We start from the raw sequence: 22,028 nt of genomic DNA, 5'->3' as shown, positions 1-22,028 counted from the left end.
GCAGGCCGTTCACGCGCCCTCCTCCTCGTCCGGGGTGACGACGGCCAGGACCTGGTCCATGGCCACCGTGGCACCGGGGGTGACGTCGAGTTCGGTGACGGTCCCGGCGTGCGGGGCGGAGATGACGTGCTCCATCTTCATCGCCTCGACCACGAGCAGGCTCTGGCCGGCCGCCACCCGGTCGCCGACGGCCACCTTGACGACCGTGACGGTGCCGGGCATGGGGGCGGCGAGTGTGTCGGCCCCCGCGTGCCCGCTCCCGCTCAGGGCGGCGGCCACCGGGTCGTGGGCCTGCACGTGCCAGGAGTCCGCGTCGCGGCCGAGCCAGGTCCCCTCCGGGGAGGCGGCGTGGCTGAAGCGGTGGGTGACGCCGTCGAGTTCGACGGTGACGGTGTCGGGGGTGCGGGCCACGATCCGGCCGCGGGCCGGTGCGCCGGGGCTCTGCCCCGGACCCCGCGCCTCCATCGCCGGCGAGGCTGCGTCCGGACCGGCCTCGTCGGTGACGAGCAGCTCTGTGGTCGAGCCGGAGGGGCGGGTGCGGACCGTCACCGGGTCGTGGCCGGGAAGGCGGAAGTGGTGCACCGTCCAGGCCGGGGTACCGCCGAGGCGCCAGCCGCCGACGGCGTCGAACGGGTCCACCCAGCCGTCCGGGCCGGTCGACGGCGTGCCTTCCCAGCCCGTCCGGCGACCCCGGACCGGGGTGCCGGGCAGCGCCCCGGGTCCCTGCGCGAGCAGGGCCGCGGCCGCGTAGACCTCGACGGGCACGCTGTCCGGGAGGAGGGAGGCGAGGTCGCGTTCGACCAGGCCCGTGTCCAGGTCGCCGGAGACCACGTCCGGGTGGGCCAGCAGCCTCCGGAGGAATCCGGCGTTGGTCTGGACACCCAGGATCACCGTGTCCGCCAGGGCGCCGCGCAGGACCCGCAGGGCCGTCGCGCGGTCCGGCCCGTACGCGATGACCTTCGACAGCATCGGGTCGTACGTCGAGCCCACCGGGACGCCCGCGGTCAGGCCGGAGTCCGTGCGGACCGGCCCCCCCGACGGCTCGGACAGGGCGAGGACCGTGCCGCCCGAGGGCAGGAACCCCCGCGCCGGATCCTCGGCGCACACCCGGGCCTCGATCGCGTGGCCCGTCAGCCGGACCTCGTCCTGGGTGAAGGCCAGGGCCCCGCCGGAGGCCACCCGCAGCTGCTGCTCCACCAGGTCCAGGCCGGTGATCAGCTCCGTCACCGGGTGCTCGACCTGGAGGCGGGTGTTCATCTCCATGAAGTAGTAGGAGGACGGGTCCCCGCCCGGGACGATGAACTCCACCGTGCCCGCGCCCACGTACCCGCACGAGCGGGCCGCCTCCACCGCCGCCGCGCCCATCGCCGCCCGGGTCTTCTCGTCCAGCAGGACCGACGGCGCCTCCTCGATCACCTTCTGGTGGCGCCGCTGGAGGGAGCACTCGCGCTCGCCCAGGTGGACCACGTTCCCGTGGGAGTCGGCGAGCACCTGGATCTCGATGTGCCGCGGCCGGTCGATCCACCGCTCGACCAGGAGCGTGTCGTCGCCGAAGGAGGAGCGGGCCTCGCGGCGGGCCGCCGCGATCTCCTCGGCCAGCACGGCCGCGTCGCGCACCAGCCGCATGCCCTTGCCGCCGCCGCCCGCCGAGGGCTTCAGCAGGACGGGCATGCCGATCTCCTCTGCGGCGGCGGCCAGTTCGGCGTCCGACAGGCCGCTGCCCGAGGAGCCCGGGACCACCGGGACTCCGGCGGCGCGCACCGTCTCCTTGGCCCGGATCTTGTCGCCCATCAGGGAGATGGCGGAGGCCGGGGGCCCGATGAAGCCGAGGCCGGCGTCCGCGCACGCCTGCGCGAACGCGGCGTTCTCGGCGAGGAAGCCGTAGCCCGGGTGGACCGCCTCGGCGCCCGTGCGCCGCGCGGCGTCCAGGAGCCGCTCGACCGACAGGTAGCTCTCGGCGGCCGCCGCCGGCCCGATCCGGACGGCCGTGTCGGCCTCCCGTACGTGGCGGGCGTCCGCGTCCGCGTCGCTGAAGACGGCCACGGAGCGGATGCCGAGCTCCCGCAGCGTGCGGATGACGCGTACCGCGATCTCGCCCCGGTTCGCGACCAGAACAGTGCTGAACATCAGTGAGGTCCTCACGTCACATACGGAAGATGCCGAAGCCGCGATCGCCCAGCGGGGCGTTCGCGCACGCGGTCAGGGCCAGACCCAGCACCTGCCGGGTCTCCAGCGGGTCGATGACCCCGTCGTCCCACAGCCGGGCGGTGGCGTAGTAGGCGTTGCCCTGCTCCTCGTACTGCGCCCGGACCGGGGCCTTGAAGGCTTCCTCGTCCTCGGCCGGCCACTCCTGGCCCGCGCCCTCGATCTGGTCGCGCTTGACGGTGGCCAGCACCGAGGCCGCCTGCTCGCCGCCCATCACGGAGATCTTGGCGTTGGGCCACATCCACAGGAAGCGCGGCGAGTACGCCCGCCCGCACATCGAGTAGTTGCCCGCGCCGTACGAGCCGCCGACGACCACCGTCAGCTTCGGCACCCGGGTGCAGGCCACCGCGGTCACCATCTTGGCGCCGTGCTTGGCGATGCCGCCCGCCTCGTAGTCGCGGCCGACCATGAACCCGGAGATGTTCTGGAGGAACAGCAGCGGGATGCCGCGCTGGTCGCAGAGCTCGATGAAGTGGGCGCCCTTCTGGGCGGATTCGGAGAACAGGATTCCGTTGTTGGCGACGATCCCGACCGGGTGCCCGTGGATCCGGGCGAACCCGGTGACCAGGGTCTGCCCGAACTCCGCCTTGAACTCCTGGAAGCGGGAGCCGTCCACGATCCGGGCGATGATCTCGCGGGCGTCGTACGGGGTGCGGGAGTCGACCGGGACCGCGCCGTACAGCCCGTACGGGTCCACCTTGGGCTCTTCGGGCGCCTCGACCGACCAGGGCAGGGCCCCGCGCTCGGGCAGGGTCGACACGATGTTCCGTACGATCCGCAGCGCGTGCGCGTCGTCCTGCGCGAGGTGGTCGGTGACGCCGGAGGTCCGCGAGTGGACCTCGCCGCCGCCCAGCTCCTCCGCCGTGACCACCTCACCGGTGGCGGCCTTCACCAGCGGCGGGCCGCCGAGGAAGATCGTGCCCTGGCCGCGGACGATGACGGCCTCGTCGCTCATGGCCGGCACGTACGCGCCACCCGCCGTGCAGGAGCCGAGGACGGCGGCGATCTGCGGGATGCCGGCCCCCGACATGCGCGCCTGGTTGTAGAAGATGCGGCCGAAGTGCTCGCGGTCCGGGAACACCTCGTCCTGCATGGGCAGGAAGGCGCCGCCCGAGTCGACCAGGTAGAGGCAGGGGAGACGGTTCTCCAGCGCCACCTCCTGGGCGCGCAGGTGCTTCTTGACGGTCATCGGGTAGTACGTGCCGCCCTTGACGGTGGCGTCGTTCGCGACGATCACGCACTCGCGGCCGCTGACCCGGCCGATGCCCGCGATCACCCCGGCGGCGGGGGCCGCGCCCCCGTACATGCCCTCGGCGGCCAGCGGGGCCAGCTCCAGGAAGGGGGACCCGGGGTCCAGGAGGGTGTCCACCCGGTCGCGGGGGAGGAGCTTCCCGCGGGCGGTGTGGCGGGCGCGGGCCTTCTCGCCGCCGCCGAGCCGCGCCGCGTCGAGCCGGGCCCGCAGCCCCTCGGTCAGCTCGCGGTGGGCGGCCTCGTTGGTCCGCCAGGCCTCGGACGCCGGGTCCGCGGCGCTCGTCAGCACTGGTGCCTGCTGCATCGGTCGAGCTCCCTTGCTCGGTGCACGCTGTTAATGAGCGTTAACGCATGTACCGCCCAGGTTAACGAGCGCTAACGGCCCTGTCTAGAATGGTTTCCCATGAGCACCAGTGCGGCCACCCCGACCCGTCGCGAGCAGATCCTCAGTGAGGCCGCCCGCCTCTTCGCCGCGCGCGGATTCCACGGCGTCGGCGTCGACGAGATAGGGGCCGCGGTCGGTATCAGCGGCCCCGGCCTCTACCGGCACTTCGCGGGCAAGGACGCCATGCTGGCCGAGCTGCTGGTCGGCATCAGCGAACGGCTGCTCACCGGCGGCCGGCGCCGGGTGGAGGAGGCGGCGGGCGATCCCGCTCTGGTCCTGTCCTCGCTCATCGACGGGCACATCGACTTCGCGCTCGACGACCGGGCGCTGATCACCCTGCACGACCGGGAGCTCGACCGGCTGCGGGACACGGACCGCAAGCTCGTCCGCCAGCTGCAGCGCCAGTACGTGGAGCTGTGGGTGGCCGTCGTACGGGAACTGCACCCGGAGGTGGGCGAGGCGGAGGTACGGGTCTGCGTGCACGCGGTCTTCGGCCTGCTGAACTCCACCCCGCACCTGGCGGCCCTGGGGCGGGAGGCGACGGAGTCACTGCTCCGGCGGCTCGCGCACGGGGCGTTCGGGGCTCTGTCGGTGTGAACCGGCGCGTCCACCGGTCGGGATGGACGCGGCGCCTGCGCCCCGGCGGCGGCAGAATGGGCCGCATGCCGAAGCCGATAGAGACGCCCGTACCCAGCCGCGCCGAGCTCGTCGACCACCTGGTCCGCACGCGCATCGCGGGCCAGGTCGCCACCCCGCGCGAGAACAACCTCTCCCACTACCGCAAGCTCGCCAACGGCGACCGGCACTACTGGCTCGGGCTGGAGCTGGGCGACCGGTGGACGGACGAGCAGGACGTGCTCGCCGTGATGGCCGAGCGCTGCGGGGTCGTGGACGATCCGGCGCACCGCTTCGGCCAGGACACCATCGACCCGGAGCTGACGGTGGCCGGCCTGGACCGGCTGGCCACCCGGCTGCGCAAGGCCGCGCTGGACCGGCAGAGCGTGCTGCTCGCCACCGGGCACCCGGGCGGGCTGCTGGACGTCCACCGGGCCACGGCGGCGGCCCTGCGCGCGGCGGGCTGCGAGATCGTGGTGATCCCGGCCGGGCTGACCGCCGACGAGGGCTCGGTGTGGCAGTTCGCGGACGTCGCCGTGCTGGAGCGCGGTGCGACGCTGTGGCACACCCACTCGCCGGAGCCGATGGCCGCGATCCTGGACGGGCTCGCCGCGGCCGGCCGCCCGCAGCCGGACCTGGTCGTCGCCGACCACGGCTGGGCGGGCTGCGCCGCGCAGCGCGGCCTCGACGCCGTCGGGTACGCGGACTGCAACGACCCGGCGCTCTTCCTCGGCGAGGCCGAGGGCACCCTCCAGGTGGCGGTCCCGCTGGACGACCACGTCCGCGACCCGCGCTTCTACGACCCGATGACCGCCTACCTCCTGGCCGGCGCCGGGCTGCTGGACGCCTAGGGGCTCGGCCCACCGCGGCTCCGGCGGTGCCGGTGGGGGCCGTTACGGTCGCGGGCATGAGCGAAGTCCCGAACCGGCTGTCGGCACTCGGCTCCGCCGTCGGCCTGCCCCCGGCAGCCTGATCACCCGCCCCGGCCGGCGCCGGCTGTGGCGGGCCCGGCCGGAGCCGCTGCTGTGAGTCTCCGGCGGGCCGGTGGACGCCGGCGCGCCGGCCTCGTACCGCGGCCGGCCGGACCTGGCCGCCGCGGGCCTCCAGGCGGTCCTGCTCCAGGAGCGGCGCGGGCTGGAGGAGTGGTGGCGGACCAAGGGGCTGCTGCCGCAGCGCATGTCCGACCCGCACGGCCATCACGCCGAGCCGGTCCTGCGCGCGTTCTGGGACGCCGTCATCCCCGACCCCGAGGAGGAGGGCGAGGACGGCGAGGAGCTCATCGCCCCCTTCGGCCGGGATGGGCCGGGGCTCGCCGAGCCGCCCTCCCCGGCGCAGGACGGCCGGGACCCGGAGGCGGCGGCCCGCGCCCTCACGGACGAGCTCACCGGCACCGGCGTCCTGGCGGGCCCGCGGCTCGCCCTGGTCCCCGCGGACCGGGGGGCCGACGTACCCGCGGCGATGGGCTGGTGCGGACCGGCCAACCACGAGAACGACACCGCCCGCATCAGCGCGGTCCTGCGCTCGTGGGAGGACCGCTTCGGCGCCCGGGTCATCGCCCTCGGCTTCGACGAGCTTCACCTGTCGGTCGCGGCCCCGCCGCGCACGCTCGCCGACGCGCTCCCGGTCACGGCACTAGCGGGTGCTCAGGCGCGCGGAACGCGCACCACACCCTCCTGGATGACGGTCACGGCCAGCCGGCCGTCCTGGGTCCAGATGCGGGCCTGGCCCAGGCCCCGCCCGGCGGCCGCCGACGGGGACTCCTGGTCGTACAGCAGCCACTCGTCGGCGCGGAACGGCCGGTGGAACCACATCGCGTGGTCCAGCGAGGCGCCGACCACGTCGCCGACCGCCCACCCGCCGCGCCCGTGCGCGAGCAGCACCGAGTCCAGCAGGGTCATGTCGGAGACGTACGTGGCCAGGCAGGTGTGCAGCAGGGGGTCGTCGCTCTCCAGCTTGCCGGCGGTACGGAACCACACCTGCGAGCGCGGCTCCACGGGCTCGCCGACGCTGCCCCAGGGCGGGGTGGTGGCGTACCGCAGGTCCACCGCGCCGCGGGCCTCGACCAGCCGCTCCACCGTGCCCGGGTCGCGGAAGATCTCGCGGTACGCGGGCAGCGACTCGGCTGCGGTCGGCAGCGTCTCCGGGTCGGGCGCGGAGGGCATCGCGGCCTGGTGGTCCAGGCCCTCCTCGTACGCCTGGAAGGACGCGGAGAGGTGGAAGATCGGCTGGCCGTGCTGGACGGCGACCACCCGGCGCGTGGTGAAGGAGCGCCCGTCGCGGATCCGGTCCACCGAGTAGACGATGGGCGCGCCCGGGTCGCCGGCGCGCAGGAAGTACGAGTGCAGCGAGTGCGCGGTGCGGTCCTCGGGCACGGTGCGGCCGGCCGCGACCAGCGCCTGGGCGGCGACCTGACCGCCGAAGACCCGCGGTACCAGCGCCGAACGGCTGGTACCGCGGAAGATGTCCTCCTCGATCTGCTCGAGGTCGAGCAGATCGAGGAGCGTCGTCAGTGCCTCGTTCATGGGGGAAGGGTAGGTGCCCCGACTTCCCTACAGGCCCATGGACTTGGCGATGATGGACTTCATGACCTCGCTGGTGCCGCCGTAGATGCGGTTCACGCGGTTGTCGGCGTACAGGCGGGCGATCGGGTACTCGTTCATGTAGCCGTAACCGCCGTGGAGCTGGAGGCACTTGTCGATGACGCGGTGCGCGACCTCGGTGCAGAACAGCTTCGCGGACGCGGCCTCGGCGGCGGTCAGCTCACCGGCGTCCAGGGCCTCCAGGGCGCGGTCGGCGACGGCCTCGGCCGCGTCCACCTCGGCCTGGCAGGCGGCCAGTTCGAACTTGGTGTTCTGGAAGTGCGCGACGGGCTTGCCGAAGACGGTGCGCTCCTGCACGTACTGCTGGGCGAACCGGACGGCGGCCTTGGCCTGCGCGTACGCGCCGAAGGCGATGCCCCAGCGCTCGGAGGGCAGGTTCTGGCCGAGGTAGTAGAAGCCCTTGTTCTCCTCGCCCATCAGGTCCTCGACCGGGACCTTCACGTCGACGAACGCCAGCTCGGCGGTGTCGGAGGTGCGCAGGCCGAGCTTGTCCAGCTTGCGGCCGACGGAGTAGCCGGCGGACTTGGTGTCCACGGCGAACAGGGAGATGCCGAAGCGGCGGTCGTCCTCGCGCGGGGCGGAGGTGCGGGCGCAGACGATCACGCGGTCGGCGTGGACGCCACCGGTGATGAAGGTCTTGGCGCCGTTGAGGACGTAGTGGGTGCCGTCCTCGGAGAGCTTGGCGGTGGTCTTCATGCCCGCGACGTCGGAGCCGGTGCCCGGCTCGGTCATCGCCAGCGCCCACATCTCCTCGCCGGTGACGAACTTCGGCAGGTAGCGCTTCTTCTGCTCGTCGGTGGAGAGCATCTTGATGTAGGGGAGGGCGAGCAGCACGTGCACGCCGGAGCCGCCGAAGTTCACGCCCGCGCGCGAGGTCTCCTCGTAGAGCACGGCCTCGAACTTGTGGGTGTCCAGGCCGGCGCCGCCGAACTCCTCGGGCACGTTGATGCCGAAGACGCCGAGCTCGCCCAGCTTGTAGTAGAACTCGCGAGGAGCCTGGCCGGCGGCGAACCACTCGTCGTAGACCGGGACGACCTCGGCCTCGATGAAGGCGCGGATGGTCTCGCGGAAGGCCTCGTGGTCCTCGTTGAATACGGTACGGCGCACGGCCGACTCCTCTCGGTGGCGGCGCGACGCCGCTTATACCTAAGCGCTTGCTCAGATTAAGTTACCGGCGGGTTGTCGTTCCTGTCCAGAGCGGGGGCCGACCGTCAGTGCGGCTTGCCGGACATGCGGCACACGTCGGGGTGCGGTCCGCCCGGCGGTGCGTGCGGCCGCGGCGGGGTCGCCGTCAGCCGTCCGGCCGCGGGGAGCGGACGGGCGCCGGACCGCCGCCGGCCCCCGGGGCTTCGGCCCAGCGCAGGGCGAACCACAGCTCCATCCGGACGTCCGGGTCGTCCAGGTCCCGCTCCAGCAGCTCCGCGCAGCGGGCCACGCGCTGGCGCACGGTGTTGCGGTGCACACCCAGGTCCGCGGCCGTGCGGTCCCAGCCGCCGTGGTGGGCCAGCCAGCCGCGCAGGGTTTCGCGCAGGGCGGTCGGCAGCGGTCCGAGCAGGGCCTCGGCATGGGCGCGGGCCTCAGCCTCGCCCACCAGGCCCGCGAAACCGGGGTCGGAGTGCCGGGCGAGCGGGGTGCGGGCCGCCTCCGCCCGGTCCAGGGCGCGCGCGGCCTGCGCGTCGGCGGTGGCCAGGGCGCCGGGCGCGGCCGGGGCGCTGACCCCCAGCCGCCACCCCGGCTGCGGGACGGGCTCCCGGTCGGTCAGCAGCCGCACGCCGCCCTCGTACGGGTCGAGCAGTACGGTGCCCAGCGCGGCCCCGAGGGTCCGCGGGTCGCCGCTTCCCCGGGCGTGGACCACATGCCAGGGCCCGGGGGCCAGGGCGCGGGCGGGGTCGCCGCCGAGCAGGAGCCGGGTCAGGGCTGAGGCCTCGTCCCCGGCCGGGCGGTTCGCCGTGAGCAGGGTCAGCAGGACCGCGGCGACGGAGGCGATGGTGTGGTCACCCGGCGCCCGGCCCGGGGTGGCGAGGGCCAGCACCTGGCCGCCGCCCACGGCGTAGGCGGCCAGGTGCGTCCCGGCCAGGGTGTCCGTGGCGGTCGCCGCGGCCCCGGGAGCGACCCGGCGCCCGAGCGCCCCCACCGCGGCCCGCACCTCCGCCCCGGGCGCGCCCCCCGCACTGCGCACCACGCTCCACCCCAGCCCGAACCACCCGGCCACGGCCCCGGGGTCCGGCCCTGGGCCCGTCCCGGGCGCCGGCACGGGCTCGGGGCCCGGTGTGAGCAGGCCCGCCCAGCCGCCCAGGCCGGCCGCCAGGCGGGTCAGCACCGCGGGGACCGGGTCGGGGCGGGCCGCCGCCGCCGCGAGGGACTGCTGCGCCTCCGTCACGCGGCGCAGCTCACGCGTACGGGCCTCCTCCATCAGCCGCCACACGGCCCGGCCCACGGCCGTGAAGGGCGTCGCGGGCGGCACCTCGACCAGCGGCAGCCCGTGCCGGGCGCAGGCCTCGACCAGGGTCCGCGGCACCGTCTCGTGCACCGGGGTGACGCCGAAGCCGACGGCCGCGGCCCCGGCCCGCACCAGCCGCTCGACGTACGGCCCGGCATCCGCCCCGCCGTCCCGAGGGGCGTCGCCGGAGCGCGCCTCCGCCCCCGCCAGGCCCGCGCCCGCCGTCAGCAGCAGCTCCCCGCCCAGCAGGTACGGAGACGGGTCCGCCATCTCCGAGGCGTGCACCCCGTGCACCTCGGCCTCGGCGGGCCCCGCCAGCCGGCGCAGGCCCAGCTCGCCGTCGGCGAGCAGGCGGCCGAGGGCGACCGGCGGGGTGGGAGGGGCTTCCATGGATACTCCGTACACATCAACGGGCGCTGATGGATGAAACGTACACTTCGCGCCCCCCGGGCACCGGCTTACGCTCGAAGGACCGCACCCGCAAGACCTCCAGAAGGGCAACCCCCATGAGCACGCAGCCGCGCGGCCCCGTCGACTCCTCCCGCATCCCGCGCTACGCGGGCCCCGCGACCTTCGCCCGGCTGCCGCGCCTCGATGAGGTCGGCTCCGCCGACGTCGCCGTCGTCGGCGTGCCCTTCGACTCCGGTGTGTCCTACCGTCCCGGCGCCCGCTTCGGCGGCAACGCGATCCGCGAGGCCTCGCGCCTGCTGCGCCCGTACAACCCGGCCCAGGACGCCTCCCCCTTCGCCCTCGCGCAGGTCGCGGACGCCGGCGACATCGCCGTGAACCCCTTCAACATCAACGAGGCCGTCGAGACGGTCGAGGCCGCCGCCGACGAGCTCCTCGGCAACGGCTCCCGCCTGATGACCCTCGGCGGGGACCACACCATCGCCCTCCCGCTGCTGCGCTCCGTCGCCAAGAAGCACGGCCCCGTCGCGCTGCTCCACTTCGACGCGCACCTGGACACCTGGGACACCTACTTCGGTGCCGAGTACACCCACGGCACCCCGTTCCGCCGTGCCGTCGAGGAGGGCATCCTCGACACCGAGGCCCTCTCGCACGTCGGTACGCGCGGCCCGCTGTACGGCAAGCAGGACCTGGACGACGACGCCAAGATGGGCTTCGGCATCGTCACCTCCGCGGACGTCTACCGCCGCGGCGCCGACGAGGTGGCCGACCAGCTGCGCCAGCGCATCGGCGACCGCCCCCTCTACATCTCCATCGACATCGACGTACTGGACCCGGCCCACGCGCCCGGCACCGGCACGCCGGAGGCGGGCGGCATGACCTCCCGCGAGCTGCTGGAGATCATCCGAGGCCTGTCCTCCTGCAACCTCGTTTCCGCCGACGTGGTGGAGGTGGCCCCGGCGTACGATCACGCGGAGATCACCTCGGTCGCGGCCTCGCACACCGCGTACGAGCTCACCACGATCATGAGCCGACAGATCGCGCAGTCGAAGGGCAAGTAACTCACGTGACGCACGACCACGACCTGGTTCTCCGTCCCACCGAGGCCCAGACGGCCGCCGCGCTGGCTCCGCCGCCGGGCCGCACGGGCGGGGACCTGGTCGTGGAGACACTGCGTTCGCTGGGCGCGACCACCGTCTTCGGACTGCCCGGCCAGCACGCGCTGGCCGTCTTCGACGCGGTCGGCCGCTCGGACCTGCGCCTGGTCACGCTCCGCACCGAGAACAACGCGGGCTTCGCGGCGGACGCGTACGGCCGCATGACGGGCGAGGCCGTGCCGCTGCTGCTGTCGACCGGGCCGGGCGCGCTGATGGCCCTGCCGGCGCTCGCGGAGGCGGCCGCCGCCTCCGCCCCCGTCCTCGCCATCTCCTCGCAGGTGCCGGCGGCGGGCCTGGGCGGCGGGCGCCGGGGGCACCTGCACGAGCTGCGCGACCAGGCCGCCTCCTTCCGGGACGTGGTCAAGTCGGTCCAGGTGGCCCGCACCCCCTCGCAGATCCCCTCCGCGGTCGCGGAGGCCTGGGAATCGGCCCTGACCGCGCCCCACGGCCCGGTCTGGGTGGAGATCCCGGAGGACGTGCTGCGCGCCGAGACGCTGATCCCGCAGGTCACCGGCATGGACGCGACCCCGCACGAGCTCGCCCCGCGGCCGGAGCTCACCGCCGTCGCCGCCCACTGGTTGTCCCGGGCCTCCCGCCCGGTGATCATCGCGGGCGGCGGGGTCATCCGCTCCGACGCCGCGGGCAAGCTCAGGCAGCTGGCGGAACGCCTCAACGCCCCCGTGGTCACCACCTTCGGCGGCAAGGGCGCCTTCCCCTGGAACCACCCGCTCTCCCTCCAGTCCTGGCTGGAGGACCGCCACATGACCGACTTCCTGGAGGACGCGGACGTCCTCCTCGTCGTCGGCTCGGGCCTGGGCGAACTGTCCTCGAACTACCACACGTTCTTCCCCACCGGCCGGGTCGTCCAGATCGAGGCGGACCTCGGGAAGCTGGAGTCCAACCACCCGGCCCTGGGCATCCACGCGGACGCCCGCCTCGCCCTCCAGGCCCTGCTGGAGACGGTGGCCGAGCGCCCGGACCCGTACGCCCCGGACCGCGTGCGGATGGTCCTGTCCGCCATCGCGGACCGCCTGGCCGCCCAGGACGTCACCCTGGAGCAGGAGCTCCTGGCCTCGATCCGGGCCGCCCTCCCGCCGCGCTCCCCGTCCTTCTGGGACATGACGATCCTGTCCTACTGGGCGTGGTCGGCCTTCGACGCCAAGCACCCCAACACCATGCACTCGGCCCAGGGCGCGGGCGGCCTCGGCTACGCCTTCCCCGCGGCCCTCGGCGCGGCCGTCGCGGAGCCGGGCACCCCCGTCCTCGCGGTCTCCGGCGACGGCGGCGCGATGTACTCGGCCGCGGAGCTGGCCACCGCCCGCCAGCACGACCTGGACGTCACCTGGCTGATCGTGGACGACGGCGGCTACGGCATCCTGCGCGCGTACATGGAGGACTCCTTCGGCCGCTCCACCGCCACCGAGCTGACCCGCCCCGACTTCGCCGCACTGGCGGCCTCGTTCGACGTCCCGGCGACCACCACCACCCCGGAATCCCTCACGGCGGACCTCAAGAAGGCCCTCGCCACCCCCGGCCCCTCGGTCGTGGTCCTCCCCGCCACCCTCAGGATGTTCGCGCCGACCCACCTCTGAACGGCCGGCCCTCCCCCTGAAGGGCGAAGCCCGCTCGCCGCGCCCGGACACCGGTGCGATTGTTGCGGCGGGATGAAATCCGCCGGTCCGGGCGTTGGGGCTTGTCGGTAGTACGGACGAACGGGGAGGCTTCACGTGACGGCGGCTGGGGAAAAACAGGGCTGGGGCAGGCGGCTCGCCGCGTACACGTGGCGCTACAAGGTCAACGTGCTCCTCGCGCTCGGGTCCTCGCTGGCCGGCATGGCCGTCATGGCGCTCGTGCCGCTGGTCACCAAGGTCATCATCGACGACGTCATCGGGGACCGGTCCAAGCCCATGGGGCCCTGGGCGGGCATGCTCATAGCCGCCGCCGTCCTCGTGTACGCGCTGACCTACGTCCGCAGGTACTACGGAGGGCGGCTCGCCCTCGACGTCCAGCACGACCTGCGGACCGACATGTACGACTCCATCGCCCGCCTCGACGGGCGGCGGCAGGACGAGCTGTCCACCGGACAGGTCGTCGGGCGGGCCACGACCGACCTCCAGCTGATCCAGGGCCTCCTGTTCATGCTCCCGATGACCATCGGGAACTTCCTGCTCTTCGGGATATCCCTCGGCATCATGCTGGCGCTGTCCCCGCTGCTGACCCTCGTCGCGCTGCTGATGGCCCCCGCCCTCTGGTTCATCGCCAAGCGCAGCCGCAAGAAGCTCTTCCCCGCCACCTGGTACGCCCAGGGGCAGGCCGCCGCCGTCGCGGGCGTCGTCGACGGGGCCGTGACCGGCGTCCGCGTGGTCAAGGGCTTCGGCCAGGAGGAGCAGGAGACCTCCAAACTGCGCACCGCCGGACGGCGCCTGTTCGCCGGCCGGATGCGGACCATCCGGCTGAACTCGCGCTACACCCCCGCCCTCCAGGCCGTACCCGCCCTCGCCCAGGTCGCGATGCTGGCGCTCGGTGGCTGGATGGCCACCCGGGGAGAGGTCACCCTCGGCACCTTCGTGGCCTTCTCCACCTACCTCGCCCAGCTCGTCGGCCCCGTCCGCATGCTCGCCATGGTGCTGACCGTGGGCCAGCAGGCGCGTGCCGGTGTGGAGCGGGTCTTCGAGCTCATCGACACCCGGCCCGTCATCCGCGAGGGCGCGCACGAACTGCCCGCCGACGCACCCGCCACCATCGCCTTCGACGACGTCCGCTTCGGGTACGACCCCGAGCGGCCCGTCCTCGACGGGTTCTCGCTCACCGTCTCCGAGGGGGAGACCGTCGCCGTCGTCGGCGCCTCCGGGAGCGGGAAGTCCACCGTCTCACTGCTCCTGCCGCGCTTCTACGACGCCGACGGCGGATCCGTCCGCGTCGGCGGGCACGACGTGCGCGAGCTGACCTACGCGTCGCTGCGCGGCGCCATCGGACTGGTCCCGGAGGACTCGTTCCTCTTCTCCGACACCATCCGCGCGAACATCGCCTACGGGCACCCCGAGGCCACCGACGAGCAGATCGAGGCCGCGGCCCGCGCCGCCCAGGCGGACGGGTTCGTCCGGGCCCTGCCCGCCGGCTACGACACCAAGGTCGGCGAGCAGGGGCTCACCCTCTCCGGCGGCCAGCGCCAGCGCGTCGCGCTCGCCCGGGCCATCCTCACCGACCCGCGGCTGCTGCTCCTCGACGACGCCACCTCCGCCGTGGACGCCCGCGTCGAGCACGAGATCCACGAGGCGCTGCGCTCGGTCATGGCCGGCCGGACCACCCTGCTGATCGCCCACCGCCGCTCCACGCTCGCGCTGGCCGACCGGATCGCCGTACTCGACCGGGGCCGGCTCGCCGACATCGGCACCCACGAGGAGCTGGAGAGCCGCTCCGCCCTCTACCGCAGGCTGCTGACCGACCCCGACGCGCTCGGCGCCGGCTCGCCGCGGACCCCCGACGCCCTGCCGATGGCCGAGTTCGAGCGCGAGATCGACCGGAACATCGAGCGGGACATCGAGCTCGAGGCGGAGATCGACTCCGAGCCCGTCAGCGCCAAGCGCCGGGTCTCGGACGGGGTCACCCCCGAGCTCTGGAAGCGCCAGGAGGACGCCGACAGCGCCGCCGGCTCCCTACCCGGAATGCCGGCCACTCCCGAGCTGCTCGCCCAGGTCGCCGCCCTGCCGCCCGCCGACGACGAGCCCGACGTGGACGAGACCCGCGCCGCCGCCGCCGAGGAGAGCTACGGCCTGCGCCGCCTGCTCGGCGGCTTCTGGGCGCCCCTCGCGGTCAGCCTCGGCCTCGTCGCCGTCGACGCGGGCTCCGGGCTGCTCCTGCCGATCATGATCCGGCACGGTATCGACCAGGGCGTGGAGAAGGCCGCCCTCGGTGCGGTCTGGGCCGCCGCGGCCCTCGCGCTCGCGGTCGTCGTCGGGCAGTGGGCCGCGCAGTTCGCCGAGACCCGGATGACGGGCCGCACCGGCGAGCGCGTGCTGTACGCGCTCCGCGTCAAGATCTTCGCCCAGCTCCAGCGCCTCGGACTCGACTTCTACGAGCGCGAGCTGACCGGCAAGATCATGACCCGGATGACCACCGACGTGGACGCCCTGTCCAGCTTCCTGCAGACCGGGCTCGTCACCGCCGTCGTCTCCGTCTTCACCTTCTTCGGCATCCTGGCCGCCCTGCTCGTCCTCGACGTCGAGCTCGCCCTGATCGTCTTCGCCACGCTGCCGGTCCTGGTGCTCGGCACGATCGTGTTCCGCCGCAAGTCCGTCGCCGCGTACGAACTCGCCCGCGACCGGGTCAGCCTGGTCAACGCCGACCTCCAGGAGTCCGTCGCCGGGCTCCGCATCGTCCAGGCCTTCCGCCGCGAGGGCTCCGGCGCCCGCCGCTTCGCGGAGCGCAGCGACTCGTACCGCCAGGCCCGGGTCCGCGGCCAGTGGCTGATCTCGGTCTACTTCCCCTTCGTGCAGCTGCTGTCCTCGGGCGCCGCGGCCGCCGTGCTGATCGTCGGCGCCGGCCGGGTCGAGGCGGGCACGCTCACCACCGGTGCGCTGGTCGCCTACCTGCTCTACATCGACCTGTTCTTCGCCCCGGTCCAGCAGCTGTCCCAGGTCTTTGACGGATACCAGCAGGCCACGGTCTCCCTCGGGCGCATCCAGGGGCTGCTGCGCGAGCCGACCACCACCCCGCGCCCCGAAAAGCCGCTGCCGGTGCCCGAACTGCGCGGCGAGATCGCCTTCGAGGGGGTCCGCTTCGCCTACGGCACCGCCGAGGAGCGCGGGGAGAAGGGCGACGCGCTGGCCGGCATCGACCTGCGCATACCCGCCGGGCAGACCGTCGCTTTCGTCGGCGAGACCGGAGCCGGCAAGTCCACGCTGGTCAAGATGGTGGCCCGGTTCTACGATCCGACCTCCGGCCGGATCACCGCCGACGGGGCCGACCTGCGGGAGCTCGACCTGACGGCCTACCGCCACCGCCTCGGCGTGGTCCCCCAGGAGCCCTACCTCTTCCCCGGTACCGTCCGCGACGCCATCGCCTACGGGCGGCCCGACGCGCAGGACGCCGAGGTGGAGGCGGCGGCCCGCGCGGTCGGGGCCCACGACATGATCGCCACGCTCGACGGCGGCTACCTGCACACCGTGGCCGAGCGCGGCCGCAACCTCTCCGCCGGGCAGCGCCAGCTGATCGCACTGGCCCGCGCCGAGCTCGTCGACCCGGACGTGCTGCTGCTCGACGAGGCCACCGCGGCCCTCGACCTGGCCACCGAGGCCCAGGTCAACCAGGCCACCGACCGGCTCGCCGGCAAGCGCACCACCCTGGTGGTGGCGCACCGGCTGACCACGGCGGCCCGCGCCGACCGGGTCGTGGTCATGGACCGCGGCCGGGTCGTCGAGGACGGCACCCACGCCGAACTCCTGGCCCAGGGCGGCCGGTACGCGCGGCTGTGGCGCACCTTCGTCGGGGAGGACGAGCGCGCCGCGGCCTGACGGCCGGGCGGGTCAGAGCTCCCCGAAGAACAGGTTGCGCGGGGCGTCCTCCTCGGTGCCGGTGTAGTAGTTCCGCACGGCGTCGAGGAGTTCGTCCACGGTGAGGGTGCCGTCCCCGTTGGCGTCGATCCGCCGGAACAGGGCCTCGGCGTCCTCGGGGCTCAGCTCCGTGTCGAAGGCCTCCTGGGCCCGGTGGAACTCCTCCGGGCTGATGCGCCCGTCGTTGTCGGTGTCGACGACCGTGAGGATCGCCTGCATCATCGGCCGCAGCGAGCGGTCGTAGGCGGGACCGCCCTTCTCGTACAGCCGCGTCATGCCCACCTTGTACTCCTCGGGCGTGACCTTGTTGTCCCGGTCGACGTCCAGCTCCGTGAAGAGGTCCTGCCAGAAGTTGGCGATCCCCTGCATCACCGCTTCCGCCTTGGGCGAGTCGTCGGGCTCGGACAGGGCCGCCAGCAGCCGGGAGCCGAGCGCGATGATGTCCGTCGCGTCGATCACGCCGTTCCCGTCCGCGTCGAGGCGGTTGAAGGAGCGCTCCAGCTTGCGGTCGAGCAGGTCGTTCGTCACGTGGGGGCCTTTCACGGCTACGGAGGGCGGAAGCGGGTGACCCAGCGTAATGTCCCGCCGGGTCGCGAACTCCCGTTCTCCGCCCGGGGATGGCGGATGCACCCTTACGGGCGACGGGCCCCCGCAGCAACCTTCCGGGACCCGGGTGCGCCGTACGTGTGTGCGCACGTTGTACGTACGACCGGTCGGGGACAGGGTGTCGCAGGAGCCGAGGGGACGGCGGGGTGGGGCGGGCGGGCCGCGGCTCCCGGGGTGTTCACCGCCGCGTTGTGGCCCAGCCTCGGCGGACTGTTCCCGGTCCACGATATCGGACGATTCACCCGTTATGCCGGTCCCGTCACAGGGGGCGCCATCGGCCGCTGCGTGTATGTAAAGGGGAGCGTGGGGGCCGAATCGGCCGCATCCGGCTGGATCCTGTGCTGACGTAGCGGCCCAACTGGGTCTGGTCAGCAGCGTGTTCGCCCCGCTAGGTTCACCGCGACCGAAGTGAACTCAAGGGGAGGGTGAATGCGCAAGACGCTCGGATGGCTGCTGTCGCTCGTGGTGCTGATCGGCACCATGGGCGCGGCCGGCTCCACGGCACAAGCGGCCACCGCCGCGGGGCCCGCGGCCGCCACGGACATCAAGGACCAGATCCTCGGCATTCCCGGGATGAGCCTGATAGAGGAGAAGCCGTACCCCGGCTACCGCTTCTTCGTACTGAACTACGAGCAGCCGGTCGACCACCGGAAGCCGTCGAAGGGCACCTTCAAGCAGCGCCTGACCCTGCTGCACAAGGACGTCTCGCGCCCGACGGTGTTCTTCACCTCCGGGTACAACGTCAACACCAACCCCCGCCGCAGTGAGCCGACGACCATCATCGACGGCAACCAGGTCTCCATGGAGTATCGGTTCTTCACGCCCTCCCGGCCCGACCCGGCCAACTGGGAGAACCTGGACATCTGGCAGGCCGCCAGCGACCAGCACCGCATCTTCGGCGCGCTGAAGAAGATCTATCCCAAGAACTGGCTTTCCACCGGCGGCAGCAAGGGCGGTATGACGGCGACGTACTACGAGCGCTTCTACCCGCGTGACATGGACGGTGTCGTCGCCTACGTCGCGCCCAACGACGTCGTCAACAAGGAGGACTCGGCCTACGACCGGTTCTTCGCCAAGGTCGGCACCAAGGAGTGCCGCGACAAGCTGAACGCGGTGCAGCGCGAGGCGCTGGTGCGCCGCGAGCCGCTGGAGGCCAAGTACGCGGCCGCCGCCGCCGAGAACGGCTGGACCTTCACCACCGTCGGCAACCTGGACAAGGCCTACGAGGCCGTCGTGCTCGACTACGTGTGGGCCTTCTGGCAGTACAGCCTGCTCGCCGACTGCGCCTCCGTCCCGGCCGCCGCCACCGCGAGCGACCAGGAGATCTGGGACTCGATCGACGCTATCTCCGGCTTCTCCGCCTACGCCGACCAGGGCCTGAACACGTACACGCCGTACTACTACCAGGCGGGCACGCAGCTCGGTTCGCCCGACATCAAGCAGCCCCACCTGGGCAACCTGAGCCGCTACGGCTACCAGCCGCCGCGCAACTTCGTGCCCCGCGACATCCCCATGGCCTTCCAGCCGGGAGCCATGAAGGACATCGACGGCTGGGTGCGCGACAACGCGAACCAGATGCTGTTCGTGTACGGGCAGAACGACCCGTGGGGCGCCGAGCCGTTCCGCATCGGCTACGGGGCGCGCGACAGCCACGTGATGATCGCGCCGGGCGCCAACCACGGGGCCAACGTCGCCCAGCTGCTCGAGGGCGAGAAGGCCCTGGCGACCGCGAAGATCCTCCAGTGGGCCGGGGTGGCCCCGGCCGCCGCGATCGCCGACGAGGCGAAGGCGGCGCCGCTGGCCGCGCCGGACGCCGAGCTCGACCGGCGGGACCTGGAGCGCGAGCCGCAGCTGCGGCCGTAGCACCAGATCCGCCCGGGGCGGCGGGGCGGCGGGGTGGCGTCTAGTACGCCACCCCGTGGCCCAGCGGGTAGCGGCCCGGGACCGGGACCGGCAGGCGGCCCGTCGGCCGTACCGCGCCGGTGAGCACCCGGGCCGCCGCCCGCATCTCCACGTCCGTCCAGGTGTAGGTCGCCACCTCCGCCGCGCAGGCCGGCAGCCGGGCAGAGTCGTACGGATTGCGGATCGCGACCACGACGACCGGCACTCCCGTCGCCACCAGGTCCGCCACCAGGGTGCGCTGCGGGCTCTCCCCCTCCGGCACGTTGTACGTGCACACCAGCACCGCCGCGTGACCGGGCGCGGCGGCCGCCGCGCGGGCGGGCGGCAGGGCCGTGGCCCGGCACCCCAGGGCGGTCAGCTCCCGTGCCAGGACGGCCGTCGGGGGTCCCGTGGTGCCGCTCGGGGAGACCGGGTCCGCTCCCGTGACCAGCAGCCGGGGGGCGGCCGAGGCGTCCAGCGGCAGCAGGCCCGCGGGATTGGCCAGGACGGTCGTCGTCCCTTCCGCGATCGCCTCGGCGGCCGCGAGGTGCGCCGGGATGCCGACGGTCTCGTCCACCCGCCCGGCCGGGGTGGCCGCACCGTCGAACAGGCCCCGGCGCGCCTTCAGTTCCAGGATCCGCAGCACCGACGCGTCGATCCGCTCCTCCGTCAGCTCGCCGCTCTCCACGGCCGCCAGCACGCTGCGGTGGGCGAGCCCGAGGTCCGGCGGGTTCAGCAGCTGGTCGCAGCCTGCCAGCAGGGCCAGCACCGGCACCCGGTCGTCCCCGTACTTCTGGCGGACGCCGGCCATGTCGAGGGCGTCGGTGACCACCACCCCCCGGAAGCCGAGGCGTTCGCGCAGGATGCCGGTCACGATCGGCCGCGACAGGGTCGCCGGATCCCCGGAGGGGTCGAGCGCGGGGAAGACGATGTGCGCCGTCATGACCGCGTCCACGCCCGCCTCCACCGCGGCCCTGAACGGCGGCTCGTCCAGTTCCTCCCACCGGGCCCGGCTGTGCCGCATCACCGGCAGCCCGACGTGGCTGTCCGTCTCGGTGTCCCCGTGCCCCGGGAAGTGCTTCGCGGTGGCCGCGACCCCGGCCGCCTGGCAGCCGCGGACCTGGGCGGCGACCAGCTCCGCCACCGCACCGGGGTCGGCGCCGAAGGACCGTACGCCGATCACCGGGTTGGCCGGGTTCACGTTGACGTCCGCCACCGGCGCGTAGTCCTGCCGGATGCCCATGGCCGCCAGCTCGTCCCCCGCGATGCGCGCGGCGCGCCGGGCGTCGGCGGTGGAGCCGGTCGCGCGGTGCCCCGCGCCGAGCGCCATCGCCCCCGGGAACAGGGTCGCGGGCCTGCCGACGCGGGCGACGGCGCCGTGCTCCTGGTCGGTGGAGAGCAGCAGCGGGATGCCGGGACGGCCGGCCAGGGCGGCCTCCTGGAGGCCGGCCGAGAGCTCCGCGATCTGGTGCGGGGTGCGGGTGTTGTGGGCCCAGGCGAAGTAGACGACCCCGCCGAGGTGGTAGCGGGAGACCAGCTCGGCGGCGGTGCGCACACCGAACAGCTCCAGGTTCTTCGCGGCGTCCGCCGGGTCCGGCTCGGTCGCCGAGTGCCCGTACGCGCGGGAGACGAAGAGCTGCCCGACCTTCTCGGCGAGGCTCATCCCCTCGACCAGCCGGCGAGCCGACCGGGCGGGGGCCGCGCGGCCGGGGGCCCGCCCGTCGTCCGCGGTGCGGTAGGCGCCCGCGGCGGAGGCGGCTCCGGCGCCCGCGACGGCGGCCAGGGCGGCCGCGGCGAGCAGGGTCCGGCGTGAGGCGTGGTTCGGCACGCGCCGGACCCTACTGCGGCGGTGGGCCCGACGGGTGACGGACACTCGGGAGTTCCCCCGGATGACCTGTTCACGCGGTCGGGCGTTCCTGAACGTCGTACGCGGCCGGGCACACCCGAGCGCCGTTACCCGGTCCAGTGCTCCTGGAGCGTCCGGACGGCCTCGGTGATCGCCGGGCGGCGGGCGGCGCCCGTCCGCCAGAGCGCGTACAGCCGGCGGACGGGGCCGGGCTCCAGCGGGACGGCCACCGCGCCCGCGGGCAGCGCGCCGGTGCCCAGCCGGGGTACCACGGCCACCCCGAGCCCGGCCGCGACCAGGGCGACGATGGTGTGGTTCTCCTCCGCCACGTGCGCGATGTCCGGCTCGAGGCCTGCCGTGCGCAGGGTCCGCGTCAGCCAGTCGTGGCAGACCCGCCCGGGCGGCTGGCACACCCAGCGCTGGCCGCCGAGGTCCGTGCGCCGGATGGCGTCGCGCGTGGTGAAGGGGTGCCCGGCCGGGACCACCAGATCGCACGGGTCGTCCCCGATGACGGCCTGTTCGACCCCCTCGGGGGCCGGCAGCGGGGCGATGTCCCAGTCGTGGGCCACCGCCAGATCGGTGACGCCCCGGGCCACCAGGTCCACCGACAGGTGCGGGTCCACCTCCGTGAGGCGTACGTCGAGCGCCGGGTGGCGGCGGGCCAGGTCGGCCAGCACCCCCGGCAGCAGCCCGCGCGCCGCCGAGGCGAACGCGGCCACCGTCAGCAGGCCGCTGGGCTGTCCGCGCCGCTCCTCCAGCGTGGTCTCGGCGCGCTCCACGATGGCCAGCAGCTCCTGGGCCGTGTCGGCCAGGTGCCGGGCCTCCTCGGTGAGCGCGACCCCGCGCCCGCGCCGTTCGAGCAGGGTGGTGCGGGTCTCCCGCTCCAGCTTGGAGATCTGCTGCGAGACCGCGGAGGGGGTGTAGCCGAGAGCCGCGGCAGCCCCCGCGACCGAGCCGTGGACGGAGACGGCGTGCAGGGCGCGCAGCCGGGCGAGATCGAGCATGTCCCCATCGTGGCACCGGGCGTCATCCGTAAGCAACACTTCATCCATCGCGGAAGAGATCCGCGCTGGTGCTACACG

At 73.9% G+C, this 22,028-nt stretch carries 14 protein-coding genes and 1 pseudogene; 7 read left to right on the top strand and 8 right to left on the bottom strand.

Translation table 11 applies throughout. The features are described 5' to 3' along the window. Positions 1-9 precede the first annotated feature (9 nt). Positions 10-2,127 carry an ATP-binding protein gene (locus BGK67_RS13715; protein ID WP_069920362.1) on the bottom strand — a complete coding sequence of 706 codons (2,118 nt, stop codon included), beginning with the start codon at positions 2,125-2,127 and terminating at the stop codon, positions 10-12. 16 nt (positions 2,128-2,143) lie between these two features. Further along, positions 2,144-3,760 carry a carboxyl transferase domain-containing protein gene (locus BGK67_RS13710; RefSeq protein ID WP_069920361.1) on the bottom strand — a complete coding sequence of 539 codons (1,617 nt, stop codon included), beginning with the start codon at positions 3,758-3,760 and terminating at the stop codon, positions 2,144-2,146. A gap of 99 nt (positions 3,761-3,859) precedes the next feature. Here BGK67_RS13710 and BGK67_RS13705 point away from each other — a divergent pair, with 99 nt between their 5' ends. The 3 genes and pseudogenes from BGK67_RS13705 to BGK67_RS40935 form a co-directional block, all read left to right on the top strand. Next, a complete protein-coding gene (locus BGK67_RS13705) occupies positions 3,860-4,438 on the top strand; it encodes an SACE_7040 family transcriptional regulator (RefSeq protein WP_069920360.1) in 579 nt (192 codons plus the stop codon). 56 nt (positions 4,439-4,494) lie between these two features. Then, complete coding sequence (locus BGK67_RS13700; protein ID WP_069920359.1) at positions 4,495-5,307, top strand: phosphatase; 813 nt, start codon at positions 4,495-4,497, stop codon at positions 5,305-5,307. Between the two features lie 325 nt (positions 5,308-5,632). After that, a pseudogene (locus BGK67_RS40935) lies at positions 5,633-6,025 on the top strand (DUF4253 domain-containing protein); the annotation flags it as partial. A 74-nt stretch (positions 6,026-6,099) separates the two neighbouring features. Here BGK67_RS40935 and tesB read toward each other — a convergent pair. From tesB to BGK67_RS13680, 3 genes are all read right to left on the bottom strand, one after another. Then, positions 6,100-6,978: an acyl-CoA thioesterase II gene (tesB, locus tag BGK67_RS13690; protein ID WP_069920357.1), complete on the bottom strand. Its 879-nt coding sequence runs from the start codon at positions 6,976-6,978 to the stop codon at positions 6,100-6,102. Between the two features lie 27 nt (positions 6,979-7,005). Beyond that, on the bottom strand, positions 7,006-8,163 hold the full coding sequence (locus BGK67_RS13685; RefSeq protein ID WP_069920356.1) for an acyl-CoA dehydrogenase family protein: 1,158 nt from the start codon (positions 8,161-8,163) through the stop codon (positions 7,006-7,008). Between the two features lie 184 nt (positions 8,164-8,347). Beyond that, positions 8,348-9,886 carry a PucR family transcriptional regulator gene (locus tag BGK67_RS13680; protein WP_069920355.1) on the bottom strand — a complete coding sequence of 513 codons (1,539 nt, stop codon included), beginning with the start codon at positions 9,884-9,886 and terminating at the stop codon, positions 8,348-8,350. 116 nt (positions 9,887-10,002) lie between these two features. Here BGK67_RS13680 and speB point away from each other — a divergent pair, with 116 nt between their 5' ends. The 3 genes from speB to BGK67_RS13665 all read left to right on the top strand — a co-directional run bounded on the left by speB (position 10,003) and on the right by BGK67_RS13665 (position 16,574). Then, positions 10,003-10,965 carry an agmatinase gene (gene speB / locus BGK67_RS13675; RefSeq protein ID WP_069920354.1) on the top strand — a complete coding sequence of 321 codons (963 nt, stop codon included), beginning with the start codon at positions 10,003-10,005 and terminating at the stop codon, positions 10,963-10,965. A gap of 5 nt (positions 10,966-10,970) precedes the next feature. Continuing rightward, positions 10,971-12,653, top strand: coding sequence for a thiamine pyrophosphate-binding protein (locus BGK67_RS13670; RefSeq protein WP_069920353.1), 1,683 nt, complete (start codon positions 10,971-10,973; stop codon positions 12,651-12,653). 135 nt (positions 12,654-12,788) lie between these two features. Then, positions 12,789-16,574, top strand: a complete 3,786-nt coding sequence (locus BGK67_RS13665) for an ABC transporter ATP-binding protein (protein ID WP_069920352.1) — start codon at positions 12,789-12,791, stop codon at positions 16,572-16,574. A gap of 12 nt (positions 16,575-16,586) precedes the next feature. Here BGK67_RS13665 and BGK67_RS38865 read toward each other — a convergent pair whose 3' ends face one another. Continuing rightward, positions 16,587-17,141: an EF-hand domain-containing protein gene (locus BGK67_RS38865; RefSeq protein ID WP_069920351.1), complete on the bottom strand. Its 555-nt coding sequence runs from the start codon at positions 17,139-17,141 to the stop codon at positions 16,587-16,589. Positions 17,142-17,648: 507 nt separating this feature from the next. Here BGK67_RS38865 and BGK67_RS13655 point away from each other — a divergent pair. Further along, on the top strand, positions 17,649-19,082 hold the full coding sequence (locus BGK67_RS13655; protein WP_069920350.1) for an alpha/beta hydrolase family protein: 1,434 nt from the start codon (positions 17,649-17,651) through the stop codon (positions 19,080-19,082). A gap of 40 nt (positions 19,083-19,122) precedes the next feature. Here BGK67_RS13655 and BGK67_RS13650 read toward each other — a convergent pair whose 3' ends face one another. Then, positions 19,123-20,928 carry a glycoside hydrolase family 3 protein gene (locus BGK67_RS13650; RefSeq protein WP_069920349.1) on the bottom strand — a complete coding sequence of 602 codons (1,806 nt, stop codon included), beginning with the start codon at positions 20,926-20,928 and terminating at the stop codon, positions 19,123-19,125. Positions 20,929-21,053: 125 nt separating this feature from the next. Continuing rightward, a complete protein-coding gene (locus BGK67_RS13645) occupies positions 21,054-21,950 on the bottom strand; it encodes a LysR family transcriptional regulator (RefSeq protein WP_069920348.1) in 897 nt (298 codons plus the stop codon). Positions 21,951-22,028 lie beyond the last annotated feature (78 nt).

Source organism: Streptomyces subrutilus, assembly GCF_001746425.1.
Lineage (GTDB): Bacteria > Actinomycetota > Actinomycetes > Streptomycetales > Streptomycetaceae > Streptomyces > Streptomyces subrutilus_A.
The sequence above is the reverse complement of the archived record's forward strand: the minus strand, read 5'-3'. Positions and strand labels throughout refer to the sequence as shown.

Bases quoted from the DNA above. Each gene is read 5' to 3' on its own strand.
- BGK67_RS13700 (WP_069920359.1), top strand. From the start codon at position 4,495: ATGGGCCGCATGCCGAAGCCGATAGAGACGCCCGTACCCAGCCGCGCC.
- BGK67_RS13655 (WP_069920350.1), top strand. From the start codon at position 17,649: ATGCGCAAGACGCTCGGATGGCTGCTGTCGCTCGTGGTGCTGATCGGC.
- BGK67_RS13715 (WP_069920362.1), bottom strand. From the start codon at position 2,127: ATGTTCAGCACTGTTCTGGTCGCGAACCGGGGCGAGATCGCGGTACGC.
- speB (WP_069920354.1), top strand. From the start codon at position 10,003: ATGAGCACGCAGCCGCGCGGCCCCGTCGACTCCTCCCGCATCCCGCGC.
- tesB (WP_069920357.1), bottom strand. From the start codon at position 6,978: ATGAACGAGGCACTGACGACGCTCCTCGATCTGCTCGACCTCGAGCAG.
- BGK67_RS13680 (WP_069920355.1), bottom strand. From the start codon at position 9,886: ATGGAAGCCCCTCCCACCCCGCCGGTCGCCCTCGGCCGCCTGCTCGCC.
- BGK67_RS13710 (WP_069920361.1), bottom strand. From the start codon at position 3,760: ATGCAGCAGGCACCAGTGCTGACGAGCGCCGCGGACCCGGCGTCCGAG.
- BGK67_RS13705 (WP_069920360.1), top strand. From the start codon at position 3,860: ATGAGCACCAGTGCGGCCACCCCGACCCGTCGCGAGCAGATCCTCAGT.
- BGK67_RS13645 (WP_069920348.1), bottom strand. From the start codon at position 21,950: ATGCTCGATCTCGCCCGGCTGCGCGCCCTGCACGCCGTCTCCGTCCAC.